Raw genomic sequence first — 14636 nt, forward strand, 5'->3', positions numbered from 1 at the left:
GGGTCAGCAGGGGGTCGTGGTGAGCTCGTCCCGCCGGTGGCAGGCCACCCGGCGGCCGTCCGGGCCGGGGTCGAGGGCGGGCTCGGCGCGCCGGCACAGGTCGAGGGCCAGCGGGCACCGGGTGTGGAAGCGGCAGCCGGGCGGCGGCGCGACCGCGGACGGCACCTCTCCCGCGGGCGCGTCGGGCCGGCGGTGGTCCAGGCCGGGCACGGCGGCCAGCAGGGCGCGGGTATAGGGGTGGCGGGGGTCGGCGAACACCTGCTCGGCGTCGCCGGTCTCGACGAACCGGCCGAGGTACATGACCGCGACCCGGTCGGCCAGGTGCCGCGCGATGTCGATCTCGTGGGTGATGAGCACGTAGCCGAGCCCGAGCCGCCGCCGCAGGTCCAGGAGCAGGTTGACCAACAGGGCCTTGACGCTGACGTCGAGGCTGGCGGTCGGCTCGTCCAGGACGAGCGCCCGCGGCTCGACGGCGAGGGCGCGGGCGACCGTGACGCGCTGCAACTCGCCACCGCTCACGCCGCCGGGGCGGCGGCCGAGGTACTCCTCGCCGAGGCCGACCAGCTCCAGCAGCTCGCGCACCCGGGCGGCGCGCGCGGCCCCGCGCGGGTACAGGCCGTGGACGGCGAGGGGCTGTTCCAGGGCGTGGCGGATGCTCTTGCGCCGGTTCAGCGCCGACCAGGGGTTCTGCGAGACGAGCTGCACGGCGCGCCGGTCGGCGTGGTTCCGGCCGTGGACGAGGACGCGGCCCTCGGTCGGCTCGGTGAGCCGGACCAGCATGCGGGCGATCGTGGACTTGCCGCAGCCGGACTCGCCGACGATGGCGAGCGTCGTGCCCTCCTCCAGGGTGAAGGACACGTCGTCGACGGCGTGCACGACCCGTCCCCCGCCGCCGGACCTGAGCCGGTAGTGCTTGGTCAGCCGTTCGGCCTCGATGACGCTCACAGGTCCTCCCCCGCTCGATGGCAGCGCACCAGCGACGTCCCGAGCTCGCGCGGCGCCGGGCTTTCCGTACGGCACACGTCGGCCACCGCGGGGCAGCGCGGGGCGAACGGGCAGCCGGGCAGGCGGTTGGCCCCGGTCACCGTGCCGGGGATCGTGCGCAGCGGCGTGCCGCGCGCGTGCCGGCCGGGGATCGCCTCCATCAGCGCCCGCGTGTAGGGGTGCCGGGGGGTGGCGAACAGGTCCCCGACCGGGGCGACCTCGACGAGCCTGCCCGCGTACATGACGCCGACGCGGTCGCTGACCTGGGAGACCACGGCGAGGTCGTGGGTGACGAACACCATCGCCGAGCCGACCCGGTCGCGCAGGTCCAGCAGCAGCCGCAGCACCTGGGCCTGGACGGTGGCGTCCAGGGTCGTGGTCGGCTCGTCGGCGAGCAGCAGGTCGGGCTGTTTGCCGAGCGCGGCGACCGCGATGAGCAGGCGCTGGAGCTGACCGCCGGAGAACTCGAACGGGTAGCCGTCCAGCCGGTCCAGCAGGGCGTCCAGCCCGACCCCGCCGAGCAGCTCTTTCAGGCGGTGGCCGTCGAGCCCGTCGAGGTGCCAGCGGAGCTGGCGGCCGACGGTGGTGGCGGGCGACAGCGAGGTCATCGGCCGCTGCGGGATGAGGCCGATGCGGTCGCCGCGCAGCCGCCGCATCGCCGGCTCGCGCAGCGCCAGCAGGTCGGCGTCGCCGAAGCGGACCGTTCCCGCGGTGACCCGGGCGTTGCGGGCGAGCATGCGCGTCAGCGCGGTGAGCACCGTGCTCTTGCCCGAGCCCGACTCGCCCACCAGCCCGAGGATCTCGCCGCGGGCGAGGTCGAAGGAGACCTCGCGCACGGCGGGCACCTCGCCGCCGCGGGTGCGGAACACCACCGCGAGGTCCCGGACGGACAGCAGGGGGGACCCCGCCGGGGCGCGCGCGGCCGTCGTGGCGTCCATCAGGCGGAACGCAGCGGGGGCAGCGCGACGCGGCTGACGCTCATGAGGGTCTCGTCGAGGGCGGACAGGTCGGCGCGCTGGGCGACGATCATCTTGGGGTACACCGGCGGCAGCAGGATCGCGTCGTCGGCGAGGAGCTTGCCGATCTTCTTGCACGCTTCGGCGCGGGCGGCCTCGTCGGTGGCGGCCCACGCCTCGCCGAGCAGCCGGTCCACCTCGGCGTTCTTGTAACCGAAGTTGAGCGGGTTGCGGGAGCTCATCTGGCCGAGCAGCGTGAACGCGGTGCGGCCCGAGCCGAAGCCGCTCTCGAAGCCGGTCATGGCCATCTGGTACTCGCCGCTCGCCCACTTCTTGACCCAGGGGCCGATGTCGAGGACCTCCAGGGTGCAGGTGATCCCGGCCTGCTTCCAGCCCTCGGCGAGCACCTGGCCGATGTTCTTCATCACCGGGTCGTTGGTGATCGTCAGAGTGAAGGAGAGGGAGGAGACGCCGGCCTCGGCGAGCAGCGCCTTGGCCTTGGCGGCGTCGGGGGTCTCGGCGTAGAGCCGGATCGACGGGTCGTGTCCCTCGGTGGCGGGGCCGATCGGGCCCTGGGCGATCGAGGCGGTGCCGGCGTAGACGACGTCGCGCACGCCCTTGCGGTCCATGGCGTGGCCGAGCGCCTGCCGCACCTTGGCGTCGGTGAAGGGTCCCTTGGCGGCCTGGAAGTAGGTGACGATGTCGCTCGGGGCGTCGATCTCGTGGACGCGGATCTTGTCGTCCTGCTTGAGCAGGCCGGCGCTCTCCGGGGAGACGCCGGTCATGATCTGGATCTTGCCTTCGCGCAGGTTGACCAGCCGGGTGGCGGGGTCGGGGACGGCCTGGAAGGCGACCCCGCGCAGCGTGGGCTTGGTGCCGTGGTAGGCGTCGTGGCCGGTCAGCGTCACCTGCTGTCCCTGGGTGACCTTGTCCACCTTGAACGGGCCGGTGCCGAGGGTGGTGTCGGTCCGCTTCACGAAGTCCTTGTGGACGATCGGCAGGTTGGTCAGGTGGGAGCGGAGCACGCCGAAGGGGGTGGTCAGCTTGATCTTCACGGTGTGGTCGCCGGGCGCGGTGACCTTGGCGACGTAGCCGACGAAGTAGGCGGTCCAGTCGCTGGTGCTCTTGGGGTCGGTCACGAACGCGAGCGTGGCCGCGACGTGCTCGGCGGTGAACGGGTCGCCGTTGTGGAAGGTGACGCCCTTCTTGAGCTTCACCGTCCAGGTGAGCCCGTCCTCGGAGATCTCGGGTTCGCCGTCGGCGAGCAGCGGGACGGACTTCAGCGACGCGTCGTAGGTGTAGAGCGGCTCCACGACGGGGTCGGTGATCCAGTGCACGCGGCTGGAGGTGGTGCTGAGGGGGTTGAGGTAGTCGGAGATGGACGCGACGCCGAAGGCGAGCGTGTCGAGGGCCTTCGCGCCGCCGGTGCTCGGGGCGCCGCTCGCGCTCGTACCGCCAGGCTCGCCGCCGCAGGCGGCCAGGGGGAACGCTCCCGCGGTGAGCACGCCGCTCGCCGCCAGGAAGCGCCGCCGGCTGAACGTGGGGCCGGAGACGGGCGCGGGAACGGTCCCGGGGACGGGAGTGGTGTGTCGGTCGGTCATGACCTTCCTCAGGGTGGGGGGTGGATCGGTGTGGGGGTCAGCGGTGGCCCTGCGCGTCGAGGGCGTCGCCGAGGCCGTCGCCGGCGAGGTTGAACCCGACCGTGGCGACGAGGATGACCAGGCCCGGGATGATCGAGTACCACCAGGCGCCTAGCAGCATGTAGCCGGTGGCGTCGCCGAGGATGTTGCCCAGGCTGGGCCGGGGCGGCTGGATGCCGAGGCCGAGGAAGCTGAGCGCGCTCTCGGCGAAGATCGCGACCCCCAGCCACAGGAAGGCCTGGACCAGGACCGGGGGGAGCACGTTGACCAGCACCTCGCCGGCGATGATCCGGCGGCGCGGCACGCCGATCACGCGCAGCGCGTCGACGTAGTCCTCCTGCACCTCCACGAGCGCGGCCGAGCGGGCGACCCGGGCGAAGTAGGGGATGAAGCCGACGCCGAGCAGGATGACGACCTTGGCGGTCGCGCTGAAGGGCACCGGGCCGATGTGGGAGTCGCCGGTGCCGGTCACGCCGATGACGAACAGGGCGAAGACGAACAGCGGGAGCGCCTGGAGGGCCTCCAGCACCCGCATGATCAGGTCGTCGATCCTGCGCCCGCCGAAGTACCCGGCCACGAGCCCGGCCGGCACGGCGACGAGAAGGCCGAACGCGACGGCGGCGACCGCGACGAGCAGCGAGACCCTGGCGCCCTCCGCGGTGCGGGCGAACAGGTCGCGCTGCAGGTGGTCGGTGCCGAACAGGTGCTCGGCGCTCGGCGCGGCGAGCGTCCGCCCGGTCCGGGCGTCGGGGGCGCCGGCGAGGAGGGGGCCGAGCACGGCGAGCAGCACGAACAGCAGCAGGAGCACCACGCCGGTCCAGGTAAGCGCGGACATCCGCGGCAGCCGGGGGCGGGCGGGTAAGAGCCGGGTCATCACCATGTCTAGCGGGCCGTCCCGTTCAGGAACCCGGCGCGTATCCGGGGGTTGAGCACGAAGTAGAGGAGGTCGACGGCCAGGTTGGCGACCAGGAACACCGAGGCGGTGATCAGGGTGCAGGCGATGGCCAGCGGGTAGTCGTGGCGGGTGAAGGCGCCGACGATGGTCTGGCCGATGCCCGGGATGTTGAAGACGTTCTCGATGAGCACGGTGCCGCTCACGAACACGCCGAGCATGAGCCCGATGACCGTGGCGGTCGGGACGATGGCGTTGCGCAGGGTGATCCGCCGCAGGATGCGCCGTTCCGACAGGCCCATGGCGCGGGCGAAGGAGACGTAGTCGGTCTGGGCCGTCTCGATCATGGAGGCGCGCAGCGTCCTGGCGATGACCGCGCCGGAGCCGATGCCGAGCGCGAAGGCGGGCAGCACGGCGCCGCGCAGGTTGCCGAGCGGGTCGTCGGCGAACGGCGTCCAGCCGCTGGACGGCAGCACGCCCTTGACGTACAGGCCGAAGACGACGACGAGCACGAGCGCCAGCCAGAAGCTCGGGATCGAGAGCGCGACGACGCTGACGACGCGGACGAACCCGTCGGCGAACGAGTCGCGCCTGCGGGCGGCCACGGCGCCGGCGACCAGGCCGACGGCGACCCAGAACAGGAAGGCGATGAGGCTGAGCTCCAGGGTGACCGGCAGCCGTTCGCCGATGATGGCGCTCACCGGGCGGTCGCTGAACAGCGAGTTTCCGAGGTTCCCCGAGGCGAGGTTGCCGACGAACTTCGCGTACTGCACCCAGAGCGGCTGGTCGAGGCCGAAGCGGTGTTCTACCTCGGCGCGTTTCTCGGGGGTGGGGTTCATTCCGAGGTAGGCGTCGACCGGGCCGCCCGGGGCGGCCCTGAGCATGAAGAAGACCAGGGTGAGGACGATGAGCAGGACCAGGGCGAGTCCGGCGACCCGGCGACCGACGTACCGCAGCATTTCCGGGTCCTCTTCTATGGGACGGGGGCATCCGGTTCCACAGATCGGAATGCCGTTTCTGTAGCCGGAATAGTAGCCCTGGAAGGGCGGGCAGAGAAGGGACGACAGGCGAATTTGAAACACTGTTCCGAACCCTGTCAGGCGTCCCCGGGAACGCCTGGGACCCGGCTCAGCCGACCTTGGTCTCGCTGATGATCGTGCGCTTGACCAGGCGGTCGCCGTCCATCCAGTGCCAGGTCCTGCACTTGTGCCGCCCGTCGCGCGACAACTGGATCAGCTCATAGAGGTAGTTGTCGGGGTCGTCCTTGTAGGACCAGGTCAGCACGATCGTCTGCTCGTCCACCTGGCTCATCTCGCCCCGGATGCGGGCGGTGTCGAAGTGGCACACGCCGTCGGCGTCGAGCCGGCCGCCGAAGTCGAACGACTCCTCCCGGCCGTCGGCCCAGGTGTAGGTGTTGGTCTGCAGGATGTCGTAGGACCCGTCCTCAGGGACGCGGCAGTACAGGTGCGACGCGTGGCGATCGACGATGTTGCCCTCCGCGTCGACGTGGACGTACTCCCCACGCCATTCGCCGAGATGGGCGCCGATGATGGGCATCCCCTGGATCGCTGCGCGCATGGTTTCTCCCTGCTCACACGTGTTCGGACCCCGACGGCGAGGCCGGCCGGGAGGCCCGTTGACAGGCCGTCGGCGGGGAGCCTAGCGTGATCTGAGCCAGATTGGAACAGCGTTCCGATAATAGGAACAACACCCGGTGAGGGGTTCACGTGACACAGGAAGAACGACGGCCGCTGGTCGAGGGCATCACGGCCGCGATGGTGGGCGTCACCGAGTTCGGCCCCCACCTGGACTTCCTCCGCGGCGACCTCGGCTTCGAGGTCGCCGCGGAGGGCGTCGTCCCCGGCGCGGTCGCCGACGCGCTGTGGGGCTCGGGCCCCGCCGACGTCGAGGTGATCGCGCTGGCGGCGGCCGGCGCCGGGACCGGGCGGGTGCACCTGCTGCGCGTGCCGGAGCCGATCGCGCCGGCCGAGGCGCCGCACAACCTCGACGACGGCCTCATCGGGATCGACCTGTACGCCCGGGACATCGAGGCCGCGCACGCCGGGCTGGCGGGGGCGGACCGCCCCTGGGCCACTCCCCCGACGACCTACGGCGTCGCGGTGGGCGAGCGGGAGGTGCAGGTCACCCAGGGCGTGTGCCCGGGCCCGGACGGGACGGTCGTGGTGTTCGTCCAGCCCGCGGCGGTGCGCGGCACCGAGGCGTGGGCGGCCGACCCCGGCCGCCCGTTCACCGAGCTGACCTCGGTGGTCTGCCACGTGCCCGACGCCGACGGCGAGGTCGCGTTCTGGGGCCCGGACGGCCTCGGCATGGCGGTCTGGTACGACGTCGTCTTCTCCTCCCCCGGCTTCGACACGGTGGCCGGGCTGCCCCCGGGCACGAAGATGCGGCTGGCGTTCCTCGCCGGGGAGAAGACCGCGCGGATCGAGGTCACCTCGGCCGCCGGCCCGCACCGCGCCGACCGCCGCGCGACGCAGCGGCCCGCCCGCTCGCTCGGCCACAGCGGCTGGTCGGTCCGCACCCGGGACCTGGACGCCGCGCTCGCCGTCGTGCGCGACACCGGCGGGCGGGTGCTCGGCGAGCCCGTCGAGACCGACGACCCGCTGCACGGCCGGGCCGTCGCCGCCTCGGCCGACACCCCGGGCGGCATCGCGGTCACGCTCTGGCAGCCGCACGGCTGACCTCCCAGGGGATGAAAACGACATATAAGCATAAACTGCGCACCATCTTCTCCTGGAGGAAGTGACATGACCGTCCACCGTGGCGGGGCTCCCCTGTCGATCGCGGGCGGCGTTCGCGAGTTCGCCCGCGCCACCCCCCGCGCCACCGCGGTGATCGACGGCGACCGCGCGCTGACCTACGCCGCACTCCACGAACGCTCCAACCGCCTGGCCTGCGCGCTTCTCGCGCGCGGGCTCACGGCGGGCCAGCGCGTCGCGGTACTGCTCGGCAACCGGCTTGAGTACCCGGAGATCGCGGCCGGCCTCGCCAAGGCGGGCCTGGTGATGGTGCCGCTCAACCCGCGGCTCACCCCGGGCGAGGCCCGGTTCATCCTGGAGCACTCCGGCGCCCGCGCGATCGTCCTGGACGACGCGCTCGCCCCGGTCGCCGGGGACGCCACCGAGGAGATGGGCCTCACCGCCCTGTCCATCGACGGCGCCGGGACCGGCGTGCCGTACGAGGAGGCGCTGGCCGCGGCGCGGGCCGTGGACCCGGCCGCCCGGATCGACGAGCTGGACCCGTTCTGCATCACTTACACCTCCGGGACGACCGGGCGGCCCAAGGGCGTGCTGATCAGCCACCGGAGCCGGTCGCTCACCTTCTACTGCTCCGCGCTGGAGTGGGGACTCGGCACGGGCCGGGTGTCGGCGGCGGTCGCGCCCATGTACCACGGCGCCGGGTTCGCCTTCGGCTACGCGCCGGTCCACACCGGCGGCACGGTCACGATGCTGCGCAAGTGGGACCCTGAGGCGCTGCTGCGCCTGGTCGAGCGCGACCGCGTCCGCTCGGCGTTCCTGGTGCCGACGCACGCGCAGATGCTGCGCGCCCTGGAGGGCAAGGCTCTGACCGCGCACGACCTGAGCAGCCTCGACACGCTCTACTTCAACGCCGCCGCGCTGCCCTGGCCGCTCAAGCGGTGGGTCATGGAGACGTTCCCCGCGTGCGGGGTCCACGAGCTGTACGGGTCCACCGAGGCGGGCATCGTGACCGACCTGCGCCCGGCCGACCAGCACCGCAAGCCCGGCTCGGTCGGGCACGCCTGGTACATGACCGAGCTGCGGGTGCTGAACGCCGACGGGGAGCCGGCCGAGCCCGGCGAGCCGGGCGAGCTGTTCAGCCGCTCCCCGTTCCTGATGAACGGCTACCACGACGACCCGGCGGCCACCGCCGAGTGCACGACCGACGACGGCTTCCTGACCTGCGGTGACATCGTGGTCCTCGACGACGAGGGCTACGTGCACATCGTCGACAGGAAGAAGGACATGATCATCTCGGGCGGGGTGAACGTCTACCCCCGCGAGGTGGAGGACGTGCTGCACGCGCACGAGGCGGTCGCGGAGGCCGCGGTGGTCGGCGTGCCGTCCGACACCTGGGGCGAGGAGGTCATGGCCTACGTCGTGCTGCGCGGCGGCGCGTCGCCCGGCGGGGACGCCATCGACCGGCTGGAGGCGCACTGCCGCGGCGGCCTGGCGGGCTACAAGGTGCCGAAGCGCTGGGAGGTCGTCGCGGCGCTGCCCCGCAACGCCGCCGGAAAGGTGCTGAAACGCGACCTGAAACCCCTGCGGGGCGGGGCCTGACCCTTGACCCCAAAACCTCAGACAATTAGTCTCAGAGAGATAGAAACGGCGTTCCACTCAGCGGAACACGGAGTGTCAAATCTGCGGAAGGACATACAGTGCGCCCCCACGTCGAACTGATCCAGGAAGACGACTACGTATGGCACGGCGCCGAACTCGTCAACGGTGAAGGCCGGGCCAGCGAACGGCGCCTGTCCGTCGACGAGGAGGACGGATCCTCCTCGCTCCGGATCGACTTCCACACCGATTGGGGCCGCGGCCCGGGCATCCACCACGCCGACACCGAGTACTACGTCGTCGACGGGTCGATGACCTACGGCGGCCGGACGATCGGCAAGGGCGGCTACGTCTACGCGCCCAAGGGCGTGCCCACCGACGCGATCACCTTCGCCGAGGGGACCCGCATCCTGCACTACCGCGAGTACGGCGACGCGGGCTTCGACCCGGTCGACTCCCTCGCCCACCCGCGCTGGGACGGCGCCCGCGAGGACGTCATCGTCATCGACAGCGAGGCCATGCGGTGGGACGCGGTGCCGAACCCCGGCCCCATGCCCGGCCTGTTCATCAAGTACCTGCACGTCGACCCGGTCACCGGCTTCTACACCCGCCTGGTGCACTCGCAGGAGGGCTGGGCCGACCACCGGCTGGCCCACCACCCCTGCTACGAGGAGGCGTACACGCTCCAGGGCCACATGGAGTACAACTTCGGCACCCTGGACATCGGCACGTACTTCTTCCGCCCGGCGCGCATCAAGCACGGACACTTCACGACGATGGAGGGCGGCACGACCTGGCTGCTGCGCTCCGACGGCGAGCTGCAGAACTGGTACACCCAGAACGAGTGGCTGCGCTGGGGCGGCGAGGCCGTCAACTACGGCCCCGAGGGTGGCCGGATGCGCTGGTCGCAGTCCACGCACGACCTCGGCTCCGGCCCCACCTCGCGCAGCGAGAAGGACATCGCCGACCTCACCGCCGCGTGGCAGTACCAGCGCGACCAGGGCGAGCCCGACGAGAAGTACGTGCAGCACGGTCAGGGGCGGGACAAGAGCGTGATCGCGATCCTCAAGGCGCTGGACGCCGCCCGCCTGCAGGGCGGCCACGGCGACGACGACGGTCACTCGCACGACCACGATCACGACCACGGGGACGGCCACGGGCACGACCATGAGCACGGTCACGACGCGCTCGACTGGGGCGCCGACCCGGCCTCCCTGGAGCACGCCGACGAGCGCACCGACGAGGGCGCGCACAACTGGGCGCACGGCCGTCCCTGGAAGCAGGGCGACCCGATCCCGGCGCCGGTCCTGTCCACCCTCCCCGTGCGCAGCCGGTCCCGCGGCCGGTGGGACGGCGACGGCATGTAGGACGTCCCCGCGGGGACGCCGACAGACCCATTGAAAGGACCACGTGGCCGGGCCCCTCGGGGCCCGGCCACGCTCACATCTACGGAGCCTCTCCCATGACCCCCACCCCGGACGTCGGGCCCGTGCACGGGCTCAACGCCTACAGCCTGGCGATCTTTCTGCACATCGTCCTGTTCGTCTACTGGCTCGGCAGCGACGTCGGCGTCTACTACTCCAGCCGCTACGTGCTCCGCGCCGACCTGACGCCCGCGGCCCGCTCGGTGGCCGCGAAGATCATGCATGTCGTGGACATGGCGCCGCGCGTCTGCCTGGTGCTGTTCCTGCCGAGCGGTGTCACCCTCATGGCGCTGAGCCCGTTCGGCGAAGGCTACTTCCCCGGCTGGCTGGTGGCGCTGGCCTGGGTCGGCGCGCTGTGCTGGCTGGCCCTGGTCGTCTACGACTACACCCGCGGCGCCACCCCGCTCGGCCGCGTGGTGCAGCGGCTGGACCTCCTGGTCAGGTACGCCATGGTCGCGGTCCTGGTCGTCATCGGGCTGTACATGATCGTCGCCGCGGAGCCGTTCGGCGTGCAGACCAACCCCAAGTGGCTGGGCGGCAAGCTCACCGTCTACGGCGTGTGCGTCCTCGGCGGCGTGCTGATCCGGTGGCGGCTGAGCCCGTTCGGCCCGGCCTTCGGCCGGCTCATGACAGAGGGCTCCTCCCCCGAGGTCGAGCGGGAGATCACCCGGTCGGTCCGCTCCTGCCTGCCGTACGTCTACCTGATCTGGGTGATGGTGCTGACGGCGGCCTTCCTGGGCGTGGTCAAGCCGGGCACCACCGCCTTCGGCTGACGGCGGCACGGCCCCGAGACGAAGAAGTCCCCGCCGGATGTCCGGCGGGGACTTCTTCGTGCGGGAGAGGATCGGCCGGCGTCAGGCGGTGCTCTGGCGCAGCTTGCCGAGGTAGGCGGCCTGCACGCGGGGGTCGTCGCGCAGCTCCGCGCCCGTGCCCTCCACGGCGACCCGGCCGCGCTCCAGGACGTAGCCCCGGTCGGCGAGCTTGAGCGCGGTACCGGCCTGCTGCTCCACCAGCAGGACGGCCAGGCCGTGCTCCTCGTGCAGCCGCTTGAGGTAGCCGAACAGCTCCGCCACCTTGAGCGGGGCCAGGCCGAGCGACGGCTCGTCCAGCATGAGCAGCCGCGGCCCGGCCATGAGGGCGCGGGCGATGGCGAGCATCTGTGCCTCGCCGCCCGACAGCGTCCCGGCGAGCTGGGAAGCGCGCTCGGCCAGCCGGGGGAAGATGTCGAGCACCTCGGCCCGCCGCCGCTCGGCGGCGGACCGGTCGCGCCGGACGGGGAAGGCTCCGAGGTGCAGGTTCTCGATGACGGTGTGGTCGGGGAAGATCTGCCGTCCCTCCGGCACCTGGCACAGGCCGAGGGCGGGGCGCTTCCAGCCGGCCACCCCGGCCAGGTCGGAGCCGGCGAAGCGCACGCGCCCGGACACCGGCTTCAACAGCCCGGACACGGTCTTCATGGTCGTGGTCTTCCCCGACCCGTTGGGGCCGAGAAGGACGACGAACTCGCCCTCCTCGACGCGCAGGTCCAGCCCGTCGAGGGCGCGCACTCCCCCGTAGGCCGCGACGAGCCCGGAGATCTCCAGCAACGCGCTCACGCTGTCTCCTCGATGAGTTCGGGACGGCCCAGGTACGCCTCCAGCACCGCCGGGGAGCTCTGGACCCGTTCGGGGTCGCCCCGCTCGATCACCTTTCCGCTCTCCACGACGGTGATCTCGTCGCACAACCCCATGACGAAGTCGACGTTGTGCTCGATGAGGACGACCGCGAGCCCGCGCTCGCGCAGCACCCGGCACAGCCGGGCCAGGGCGTCGAGCTCGGAGGAGGTCAGCCCGGTGGCGGGCTCGTCCAGGATGAGCACCTTGGGGCGGGTCGCCACCGCGCGCACGACCTCCAGCAGCCGCTTCTGGCCGTGGGAGAGGGACGAGGCGAGCCAGTCGGCGCGGGAGGCGAGGCCGGCGAAGGCCAGCAGCTCGCGGGCCTCGGCTCGTTCGGCCCGGTCCTGCCTGCGGTAGCCGGGCGAGCGGACCGTGGCGCCGATCCAGGTGTAGGACTCGCGCATCCGCATGCCGGTGAGCACGTTGTCCAGCACGCTGACCCGCTCGAACAGGTGCGGCACCTGGAAGACGCGGGTCACCCCGGCCTCGGCGACCCGGTGCGGGGCGTGGGCGGCCTCCTCACCGAAGATCGTCACCGTGCCCGCGTCCACCCGGTGGTAGCGGGTCAGGCAGGAGACCAGGGTGGACTTGCCCGACCCGTTGGGCCCGATGATCCCGTGCACGGTGCCCGGCATGATCTTGATGTCCACCCCGTCGACGGCGTGGACGCCGCCGAAGTGCTTGACCAGGCCCACGCCCTCCAGCGCGGGCACCCCCGGCGCGGCGTCGCGGACCTCGGGCACGACGTCGGGGACCTGTTCGGGCAGCGCTTCGTCGGACGCCTCCGGCACCCGGTCGCGCCCGGCCCGCGACGCCTTCCACGTGCCGACGATCCCGCGCGGGATCAGCATCATGGCGAGCAGCAGCAGGACGCCGAGGACGAGCGTGGTGTACCGGGCCTGGTCCTTGATCAGCTCGACGAGCACGGCGATGAAGCCGACCCCGATCACGGGGCCGATCAGCGTCGAGATGCCGCCGAGGAAAAGGCCGACGAAGAAGATGATGCCGTTGTCGAGCAGGCCGACGTCGGGGTTGATGAACCCGAGCTGCAGCGCGTAGAGCGCGCCGGACAGCCCGGCGATGCCGCCGCAGACGCCGAAGAGCAGCAGCTTGGCGCGGGCGGGCGAGATGCCCATGGCCGAGGCGGTGTCGGAGGACTCGCGCACGGCCATCGCGGCCCGTCCCACGCCGCTGCGCACGATGTTGCGCTGCACGATGTAGGCGAGGACGAGGAAGCCGAGGACCACGTAGTAGAAGGCCTGCTTGGAGATCGGCGCGTCGCCCATCTTGGGGGCGATACCGCTGATGCCGACGATGCCGCCGGTGACCGCCTCCCACTCGCGTCCGGCCTCGATGACGATGAGGTTGGCCGCGAGGGTGATCATGCCGAAGTAGAGGTAGGTCGCGCGCAGGCTGACCAGCAGGACCAGCACCGCGAAGAGGGCTCCGACCGCCGTCGAGGCCGCCAGGCCGATGATCCACGAGCCGGTCGCCTTCACCACGACGTAGGCGGTGCCGTAGCCGCCGGCGAGCTGGAGGCCGCTGTGCATCATCGACAGCATCCCGCCGTACCCCATGGAGAGGTTGAGGGAGATGGTGAGGATCGCGCTGATCGCGGCGGAGGCGACGATGCCGTTGTAGTACGAGGCGTTGTAGCTGTAGTAGTCGGTGATGGCCGGCCACATGAGCAGCACCGCCGCGGCGACGACCACGAGAGCGCCGAGCACCACGGTCCGGATGCGGTGATAGAGCGGCGTGTCGAACACCGAGTTGGACACGGAGCCGGCCCGTGCCGCGGGAGCGGGGTCCGCCGTTGCCATCAGTGTGCCTCCATGGGCTTGCCGAACAGTCCGGACGGGAAGACGATGAGGATCACCGCGAGGGCCGCGAAGACCGCGAAGTTGCCGACCGTCCCGCCGACCACGCTGCGGACCACGGTGTCCAGCAGGCCGACGATCATCCCGCCGATGAGCGCGCCGCGCGGCGAGCCGACGCCGCCGATCACCGCGGCGGTGAAGCCCTTGATGGTGAAGGTCAGGCCCACTGCGGGCGCGATGAAGATGACCGGCGCGGCGAGCAGGCCCGCGACCGCGGTGATGACCGCGGCGATCACGAACGAGAGCACGATGATGCGCTGCACGGGGATGCCCATGAGCACCGAGGTGTCGGAGCTGTGCGCGGTGGCCCGGATCGCGCGCCCGTAGGTCGAGCGCCGCAGGAACACGTCGTAGCCGGCCATCACGGCGAGCGCCACGACGATGGTCAGCAGCTCCTGCCATTCCACCGAGACGCCGGCGATCTCGAAGCCGCCCGCGATGACGGGGTCGGGGCGCAGCGCGTCCACGTCGACGTATCCGAGGTTGAACAGGGATTGGAAGATCAGGGCCGCGGCGAGGGTGGCGATGATCCACGCGTAGCGCGAGCCCGAGATGCGGACCGGCAGCATGATCATGCGTTCCATGAGCACGCCCATGAGGGCGGCCACGGCGATCGTCACGACGAGGGCGAGCGCCCAGTTCATCTTCAGCAGCGCCACGATCTGGTAGGAGACCGCGGCGCCGAGGATCAGGGCCTCGCCCTGGGCGAAGTTCATGATCCTCGTCGGCTGGAAGACGATGGCCAGGGCGAGCGCGACCAGAGCGTAGACGGAACCGGCGAACAGTCCGTCGATGATCGCCTCAGGGCTCATCTGGAACGCTCCTGGAGTGTATTGCGAGGGGTGGCCCACCCTGTTCCGGGGCGCGGAACAGGGTTCTGAAAAAGTAGGGGCGACAT

13 protein-coding genes are annotated in these 14636 nt (G+C 71.6%); 4 read left to right on the forward strand and 9 right to left on the reverse strand.

What is annotated here, in order from left to right; translation table 11 throughout:
• Window positions 1-3: 3 nt before the first annotated feature.
• From BJ982_RS29945 to BJ982_RS29970, 6 genes are all read right to left on the reverse strand, one after another.
• Window positions 4-945, reverse strand: a complete 942-nt coding sequence (locus tag BJ982_RS29945) for an oligopeptide/dipeptide ABC transporter ATP-binding protein (RefSeq protein WP_184885547.1) — start codon at window positions 943-945, stop codon at window positions 4-6.
• Window positions 942-1922 (reverse strand): ABC transporter ATP-binding protein, encoded by a 981-nt coding sequence (locus BJ982_RS29950; protein ID WP_184885549.1) that lies wholly within the window; start codon window positions 1920-1922, stop codon window positions 942-944. Before BJ982_RS29950 ends, BJ982_RS29945 begins: the two co-directional genes overlap by 4 nt.
• Window positions 1922-3541, reverse strand: a complete 1620-nt coding sequence (locus BJ982_RS29955; protein WP_184885551.1) for an ABC transporter substrate-binding protein — start codon at window positions 3539-3541, stop codon at window positions 1922-1924. Before BJ982_RS29955 ends, BJ982_RS29950 begins: the two co-directional genes overlap by 1 nt.
• A 37-nt stretch (window positions 3542-3578) precedes the next feature.
• A complete protein-coding gene (locus BJ982_RS29960) occupies window positions 3579-4415 on the reverse strand; it encodes an ABC transporter permease (protein ID WP_184885553.1) in 837 nt (278 codons plus the stop codon).
• Between the two features lie 47 nt (window positions 4416-4462).
• Window positions 4463-5431, reverse strand: a complete 969-nt coding sequence (locus BJ982_RS29965) for an ABC transporter permease (protein WP_184885555.1) — start codon at window positions 5429-5431, stop codon at window positions 4463-4465.
• A gap of 169 nt (window positions 5432-5600) precedes the next feature.
• Complete coding sequence (locus tag BJ982_RS29970; protein WP_184885557.1) at window positions 5601-6050, reverse strand: DUF3598 family protein; 450 nt, start codon at window positions 6048-6050, stop codon at window positions 5601-5603.
• A 149-nt stretch (window positions 6051-6199) separates the two neighbouring features.
• Here BJ982_RS29970 and BJ982_RS29975 point away from each other — a divergent pair, with 149 nt between their 5' ends.
• From BJ982_RS29975 to BJ982_RS29990, 4 genes are all read left to right on the forward strand, one after another.
• Window positions 6200-7171 (forward strand): VOC family protein, encoded by a 972-nt coding sequence (locus BJ982_RS29975; protein ID WP_184885559.1) that lies wholly within the window; start codon window positions 6200-6202, stop codon window positions 7169-7171.
• Between the two features lie 66 nt (window positions 7172-7237).
• The gene (locus BJ982_RS29980) at window positions 7238-8788 is read left to right on the forward strand and encodes a class I adenylate-forming enzyme family protein (RefSeq protein WP_184885561.1); all 1551 of its coding nucleotides are present in this window, start codon (window positions 7238-7240) and stop codon (window positions 8786-8788) included.
• A gap of 98 nt (window positions 8789-8886) precedes the next feature.
• Window positions 8887-10152, forward strand: a complete 1266-nt coding sequence (locus BJ982_RS29985; protein ID WP_184885563.1) for a DUF4437 domain-containing protein — start codon at window positions 8887-8889, stop codon at window positions 10150-10152.
• 95 nt (window positions 10153-10247) lie between these two features.
• Window positions 10248-10982 (forward strand): hypothetical protein, encoded by a 735-nt coding sequence (locus BJ982_RS29990; protein ID WP_184885565.1) that lies wholly within the window; start codon window positions 10248-10250, stop codon window positions 10980-10982.
• Between the two features lie 81 nt (window positions 10983-11063).
• Here BJ982_RS29990 and BJ982_RS29995 read toward each other — a convergent pair whose 3' ends face one another.
• Genes BJ982_RS29995 through BJ982_RS30005 form a run of 3 tightly spaced genes read right to left on the reverse strand, consistent with a single transcriptional unit; the run spans window position 11064 to window position 14550 of the window.
• Complete coding sequence (locus BJ982_RS29995; RefSeq protein ID WP_203959197.1) at window positions 11064-11801, reverse strand: ABC transporter ATP-binding protein; 738 nt, start codon at window positions 11799-11801, stop codon at window positions 11064-11066.
• A complete protein-coding gene (locus BJ982_RS30000; RefSeq protein WP_184885567.1) occupies window positions 11798-13681 on the reverse strand; it encodes a branched-chain amino acid ABC transporter ATP-binding protein/permease in 1884 nt (627 codons plus the stop codon). Before BJ982_RS30000 ends, BJ982_RS29995 begins: the two co-directional genes overlap by 4 nt.
• Complete coding sequence (locus BJ982_RS30005) at window positions 13681-14550, reverse strand: branched-chain amino acid ABC transporter permease (protein ID WP_184885569.1); 870 nt, start codon at window positions 14548-14550, stop codon at window positions 13681-13683. Before BJ982_RS30005 ends, BJ982_RS30000 begins: the two co-directional genes overlap by 1 nt.
• Window positions 14551-14636 lie beyond the last annotated feature (86 nt).

This window comes from Sphaerisporangium siamense (assembly GCF_014205275.1).
Lineage (GTDB): Bacteria > Actinomycetota > Actinomycetes > Streptosporangiales > Streptosporangiaceae > Sphaerisporangium > Sphaerisporangium siamense.

Bases quoted from the DNA above. Each gene is read 5' to 3' on its own strand.
- BJ982_RS29950 (WP_184885549.1), bottom strand. From the start codon at position 1,922: ATGGACGCCACGACGGCCGCGCGCGCCCCGGCGGGGTCCCCCCTGCTG.
- BJ982_RS29955 (WP_184885551.1), bottom strand. From the start codon at position 3,541: ATGACCGACCGACACACCACTCCCGTCCCCGGGACCGTTCCCGCGCCC.
- BJ982_RS29960 (WP_184885553.1), bottom strand. From the start codon at position 4,415: ATGTCCGCGCTTACCTGGACCGGCGTGGTGCTCCTGCTGCTGTTCGTG.
- BJ982_RS29965 (WP_184885555.1), bottom strand. From the start codon at position 5,431: ATGCTGCGGTACGTCGGTCGCCGGGTCGCCGGACTCGCCCTGGTCCTG.
- BJ982_RS29970 (WP_184885557.1), bottom strand. From the start codon at position 6,050: ATGCGCGCAGCGATCCAGGGGATGCCCATCATCGGCGCCCATCTCGGC.
- BJ982_RS29980 (WP_184885561.1), top strand. From the start codon at position 7,238: ATGACCGTCCACCGTGGCGGGGCTCCCCTGTCGATCGCGGGCGGCGTT.
- BJ982_RS29990 (WP_184885565.1), top strand. From the start codon at position 10,248: ATGACCCCCACCCCGGACGTCGGGCCCGTGCACGGGCTCAACGCCTAC.
- BJ982_RS30000 (WP_184885567.1), bottom strand. From the start codon at position 13,681: ATGGCAACGGCGGACCCCGCTCCCGCGGCACGGGCCGGCTCCGTGTCC.
- BJ982_RS30005 (WP_184885569.1), bottom strand. From the start codon at position 14,550: ATGAGCCCTGAGGCGATCATCGACGGACTGTTCGCCGGTTCCGTCTAC.